This window comes from Cupriavidus sp. MPR-AND1C (genome assembly GCF_058809705.1).
Genome location: NZ_JBXASU010000171.1, coordinates 1 through 5,503, shown reverse-complemented (window position 1 = coordinate 5,503; position 5,503 = coordinate 1). Strand labels below are relative to the sequence as shown.

Annotated in this window: 6 protein-coding genes; 5 read left to right on the top strand and 1 reads right to left on the bottom strand. The window is 66.2% G+C overall.

The window, feature by feature from the left end:
- Positions 1–48 precede the first annotated feature (48 nt).
- The 4 genes from rsfS to rng all read left to right on the top strand — a co-directional run bounded on the left by rsfS (position 49) and on the right by rng (position 3,614).
- Positions 49–807, top strand: a complete 759-nt coding sequence (gene rsfS, locus AC1RWI_RS37610) for a ribosome silencing factor (RefSeq protein WP_043344555.1) — start codon at positions 49–51, stop codon at positions 805–807.
- Positions 808–830: 23 nt separating this feature from the next.
- Positions 831–1,301 (top strand): 23S rRNA (pseudouridine(1915)-N(3))-methyltransferase RlmH, encoded by a 471-nt coding sequence (rlmH, locus tag AC1RWI_RS37605; RefSeq protein ID WP_043344552.1) that lies wholly within the window; start codon positions 831–833, stop codon positions 1,299–1,301.
- Positions 1,302–1,364: 63 nt separating this feature from the next.
- Positions 1,365–2,015, top strand: a complete 651-nt coding sequence (locus AC1RWI_RS37600) for a Maf family protein (RefSeq protein WP_052494448.1) — start codon at positions 1,365–1,367, stop codon at positions 2,013–2,015.
- A gap of 132 nt (positions 2,016–2,147) precedes the next feature.
- On the top strand, positions 2,148–3,614 hold the full coding sequence (rng, locus tag AC1RWI_RS37595) for a ribonuclease G (RefSeq protein WP_043344550.1): 1,467 nt from the start codon (positions 2,148–2,150) through the stop codon (positions 3,612–3,614).
- A gap of 12 nt (positions 3,615–3,626) precedes the next feature.
- On the opposite strand, the gene AC1RWI_RS37590 is transcribed toward rng, so the two are convergent.
- Positions 3,627–4,289, bottom strand: a complete 663-nt coding sequence (locus AC1RWI_RS37590) for a TetR/AcrR family transcriptional regulator (RefSeq protein WP_082054798.1) — start codon at positions 4,287–4,289, stop codon at positions 3,627–3,629.
- Between the two features lie 89 nt (positions 4,290–4,378).
- Here AC1RWI_RS37590 and AC1RWI_RS37585 point away from each other — a divergent pair, with 89 nt between their 5' ends.
- Complete coding sequence (locus tag AC1RWI_RS37585) at positions 4,379–5,299, top strand: sterol desaturase family protein (protein ID WP_492870842.1); 921 nt, start codon at positions 4,379–4,381, stop codon at positions 5,297–5,299.
- Positions 5,300–5,503: the final 204 nt, after the last annotated feature.

The window sequence follows — 5,503 nt, the reverse complement described above, 5'->3', positions numbered from 1 at the left end:
ATCCCGGCCCGCCCCCAAACCGATCTCAGCTGAACTGAAAAAAGCACCATGGATATTCGCAAACTGCAACGCGCCATCGTCGACGGCCTCGAAGATGTCAAAGCGCAGGACATCAAGGTGTACGACACCACCCACCTGACCGAGCTGTTCGACCGGGTGGTGATCGCCAGCGGGAGCTCGAACCGCCAGACCAAGGCGCTGGCCGCCTCGGTCCGCGATACCGTCAAGGAAGCCGGCGGCCATATCGTTGCGGTGGAAGGGCTGGAAACGGGCGAATGGGTGCTGGTGGACTGCGGCGACGCCGTCGTCCACATCATGCAGCCCCAGCTGCGCATGTACTACAACCTGGAAGAACTCTGGGGTGACAAGCCGGTACGCCTGAAGCTGTCCACGGCCAAGAAGGGCCTGGCCAAGGCCAGCGAGCCGATCGACGGCGAAGACGAAGACGACGCCCCGGTCGTGCGCACCGCGCGCCGCGCCACCGGCCTGCGCCCGGCATTGGCCCGTCTGCCCGAAGGCATGAAAGAGCCTTCGCCGCCGCTTGGCCACGAAGACACGGACCCGGACGCTATCGCCACCAACCGCGCCCCGACCGTGCAAAAACGCCTGACCAGCGCGCTGGGCTCGGCACCGGCACGCAAGGCGCCGGCCAAGACGGCCGCGCCGCGCAAGACCGCAGCCGGCACCGGCGTGGCACGCAAGACCGCCACCAAGACGGCTGCGACCAAGACTGCCGCCAAGGCGCCGGCCAAGACGGCGGCCGCCAAGGCTCCGGTCGCGCGCAAGCGCGCCACCCGCTCGGCCTGAGCCGGACCGGTCCGCTTGCCGCCATGCAGTTGCTGATCGTGGCCGTTGGCCACAAGATGCCCGGCTGGATCGAAACCGGATTCGCGGAGTACGCGAAGCGCATGCCGCCCGAGCTGCGCATCGAGCTGCGCGAAATCAAGCCCGAGACGCGCTCGTCGAGCAATAACGCCACCACCGTGATGCAACGCGAGGCGGCCCGCATCGAGGCCGCGCTGCCCAAGCAATGCCGCATCGTGGCGCTGGACGAGCGCGGGCGCGACCTCACCACGGTACAGCTCGCCGCCCAGCTGGGCGACTGGCAGCGCGAAGGCGGCGATGTCGCCTTCCTGATTGGCGGCGCCGACGGCCTCGATCCCGCCCTGAAGGCCCGCGCGCAAACCCTGCTGCGCCTGTCCAGCCTGACCATGCCGCACGGCATGGTGCGCGTGCTGCTGGCTGAGCAGCTCTATCGCGCCTGGTCGGTCACGCAGAACCACCCTTACCACCGCGCCTGAGACCAGGCGCGCCCGTGTCGCGCACCGGGCGAGGCCGAGGGTACAATGCGACCGAAGCGGCGCATGCGCTGCAACCGCATTTGGCATGCCCTACCCCACCGCCCTGCCGTGACCCATACCTTCCTCTATCTCGCCTCCCAGAGCCCGCGCCGGCGTGAGCTGCTGACCCAGCTTGGCGTTGCCTACGAATTGCTGCTGGCCGACGACAACGAAGACGCCGAGGCGCTGGAAGTCGTGTTGCCGGGTGAGAGCCCGGACGACTACGTGCAGCGCGTATGCGCGCTCAAGGCCGAAGCCGCGCTGCGCCGGCGCGAGCGGCGCGCCCTGCCCGACGCCCCCATCCTGACCTCGGACACCACCGTCTGCCTGGACGGCGAAATCCTCGGCAAGCCCGCCGACGACGCCGATGCCGCCCGCATGCTGGCCGCCCTGTCCGGGCGCACCCACCGCGTGCTGACCGCGGTAACCGTGGTTTCCGCGCTCGGCCAGCGCCACGCGCTGTCGGTCTCCGAGGTGAGCTTTCGCACCATGACCGCCGACGAGATTGCCGCCTATGTTGCCAGCGGTGAACCGGCCGGCAAGGCCGGCGCCTATGGCATCCAGGGCCGCGCGGCCGAGTTCGTCGAGCGAATCGACGGCAGCTATTCGGGTATCATGGGTTTGCCCCTGTTCGAGACGGCTTCGCTGCTCAGACAGGCCCATCTGCGGTTCTGAGAACCCCGCCGCCGCCCATCCGTTCGCGCTTCAAGCTGCTGCCCCCGTGGCCACGGCAGCGCCCGCGGGACGCATGGCAGCGCAATGCGGACAACCACCTGGCCGGTCAGCCGGCGACGAGTTTCATCCACTATGACTGAAGACATCCTCGTCAACATCACACCGCAGGAAACACGCGTGGCCATCGTGCAGCAGGCCGCCGTGCAGGAACTCCACGTCGAGCGCACACTGTCGCGCGGGCTCGTCGGCAACATCTACCTCGGCAAGGTCGTGCGCGTGCTGCCCGGCATGCAGTCCGCCTTCATCGATATCGGGCTGGAGCGCGCCGCCTTCCTCCACGTCGCCGACATCTGGCACCCGCGCGATCCGGACAAGAACGCCAACGCCGCGCCGCTTGCCATCGAAAAGACACTCTACGAAGGCCAGGCCCTGATGGTCCAGGTCATCAAGGACCCGATCGGCACCAAGGGCGCGCGCCTGTCCACGCAGGTCAGCATTGCCGGACGCACCCTGGTCTACCTGCCGCAGGACCCGCACATCGGCATCTCCCAGCGCATCGAGGGCGAGGTCGACCGCGAAGCCCTGCGCGCCCGCGTGCAAGGGCTGGTGCCGGCGGATGAGCGCGGTGGCTTCATCGTGCGCACCATCGCCGAGGAATCCAGCAACGAAGAACTCGGCAACGACATCGCCTACCTGCGCAAGATCTGGGCTTCGATCCGCCAGAACGCCACCACGCTGCCCGCGCCCAACCTGCTCTACCAGGACCTCAACCTGGCCCAGCGCGTGCTGCGCGACTTCGTCAACGACGCCACCAACGTGATCCAGGTGGACTCGCGCGAGAACTTCCAGAAGCTGGTCGAGTTCGCCCAGGAGTACACCCCCGCGGTGCTGCCACGCCTGTCGCACTACACCGGCGAGCGTCCCGTCTTCGATCTCTTCAATATCGACGCCGAGATCGAGAAGGCGCTGTCGCGCCGGGTCGACCTCAAGTCCGGCGGCTACCTGATGATCGACCAGACGGAGGCCATGACCACCATCGACGTCAACACCGGTGGCTACGTCGGGGCGCGCAACTTCGACGACACGATCTTCAAGACCAACCTGGAAGCGGCGCATACGATTGCGCGCCAGCTGCGGCTGCGCAACCTGGGCGGCATCATCATCATCGATTTCATCGATATGGAAAACACCGAGCACCGCGACCAGGTGCTCTCGGAACTCAAGCGCGCGCTGTCGCGCGACCGCACCCGCATCACCGTCAACAGCTTCTCGCAGCTCGGGCTGGTGGAGATGACCCGCAAGCGCACGCGCGAGTCTCTCGCGCACGTGCTGTGCGAGCAATGCCCCGTGTGCACGGGCAAGGGCCAGGTCAAGACGCCGCGCACGGTCTGCTACGACATCCTGCGCGAGATCATGCGCGAATCGCGCCAGTTCAACCCGCGCGAGTTCCGCATCCTTGGCTCGCAGCACGTGATCGATTTGTTCCTGGAGGAAGAAAGCCAGCATCTGGCCATGCTCGGCGACTTCATCGGCAAGCCAATCTCGCTGCAGGTGGAATCGACGTTCCACCAGGAACAGTACGACATTATTTTGATGTGATCAGGAACGGCGTCAGGCACCCCTCGCGGCTGCCTGATGCTGCGCGGCACCCTCATTCAGGAATCCCCGGATCAAGCGCACCAGGTTGTCCTCCAGTTCAGGATCGGCCAGCAGGGTTTCGTCCGCCGCCAGCGCGCTGCGCATCACGCCCATGACGGCCTGCGTGAGGACGAAGGCGGCCATCGGCCGCATGGCAAGCGCGCGGTTCTCGGCGTCTACGGCGTGGCCCGAACTGAGCCACTGCGCGACCTGCGCCGCGGAGCCTTCCAGCGCCTGCCTGCTGCCCGAGGCCAGCGCTACCTCCAGCAAGAGCTTGCGCACGCGGTGACGGCCGCCAAATGCACTTAGCAGTGCACGCACCAATAGCCTGGCGCGCACCGTGGGGTCGGGCGTGCCGGGCGTACCCAGCAAGAGGCCCAAGCGCCCCATCACGCTCTCGATCTCCCGGCGCCCCAGTGCTTCCATCACTTCCTGCTTGTTCGAGAAATATTGGTAGAGCGTACCGATGCTGATGCCGGCCACCTCGGCGATCCGGTTGGTGCTCAAACCCTCCAGCCCCTCCTTGTCCAGGAGGCGGATGGTCGACTCAAATATGAGTTCCAGCTTCTCCAGCGACCGCGCCTGCATCGGTCGGCGCCGCCTGGGGCCGCTGTCTTCAGGGGTTTGCAGGGTCATGGCGTGGACTCCGGAACGCGAGTAAGCAAACCTGATACTAGCTCATATAATCATCCGCATACTATCCCCTTCATGCTCCGGGAGCGGTCATGACCCGTCTGGAAATCCTTCAGCTCTATGCCTTGCCGGTGGTGGTCGGCGCGTCCCTGATGGAAGCGCTGGTGCTGCACTGGCGCAAGCCCGGCACGTTCGACTGGCATGAGGCATGGCTGTCGCTGGTAGACCTGGCCGGGCGCAAGATCCTGGTCCTCCTGCCCTTGTCGCTGGCGGCGCCCGTGTTCGCGCTAGCCTGGGAACACCGCCTGCAAACCATCGTGCTCAACAGCTGGCTGCTGGGCACGGCCTTGTTCATCGGCCAGGAGTTCTGCTACTACTGGTACCATCGCGCGGCGCACCGCGTGCGCTTCTTCTGGGCCACGCACGCCGTCCATCACTCGCCTAACCAGCTCACCTTGTCGACGGCTTACCGCCTTGGCTGGACCGGCAAGCTGACAGGCACCACGCTGTTTTTCACGCCCCTGGTGTGGCTGGGTTTTCCGCCCGAGGTGGTGATCGCGACCTTGTCGCTGAACCTGCTCTATCAATTCTGGATTCACGCGACCTGGATCCCGCGGCTCGGCTGGCTGGAATATGTCCTGAATACGCCGTCCGCGCATCGGGTTCATCACGCCGCCAATATCGAATACCTGGATGCCAACTTCGGCGGCGTGCTGATCGTCTTCGACAGGCTCTTTGGCACCTACGTGGCAGAGCGCGACGACGTGCCGTGCCGCTATGGGCTGGTCACCCCGATGCGCTCGCGCAATCCGCTGCGTGTCGAGTTCCAGCAGTGGCTCGACCTTGGACGGGACCTGGCGCAAGCACGCAGCCTGGGGGCGATGCTCGGCTTTCTCCTCCTGCCGCCCGGCTGGCGCCCCGACGGACAGGGCCACACCACTGAAGCGCTGCGCCGTCAGCTCGCGCTTGCCGGCCACCTTGCCTCGGAGGGCAGCGGCGCCGCGCCGAAGTAGCGAGAGCGGTGCGCATGCGCACGCTTTCCTCTCGCCTTCCTTGCCCCATCCTCTATAAATATGGAGACAGGTGCGCGCATTCAGATTGCCTCGCGGGCACCGGGCGCAAGGAGTCACCATGAAGAAAAAGCGCTTGCTCTTGTGGCCGTTAGCTGCTGCATTGGCGGCATGCACGGTGACATTGCCTCCCCCCTCCCCACCGGC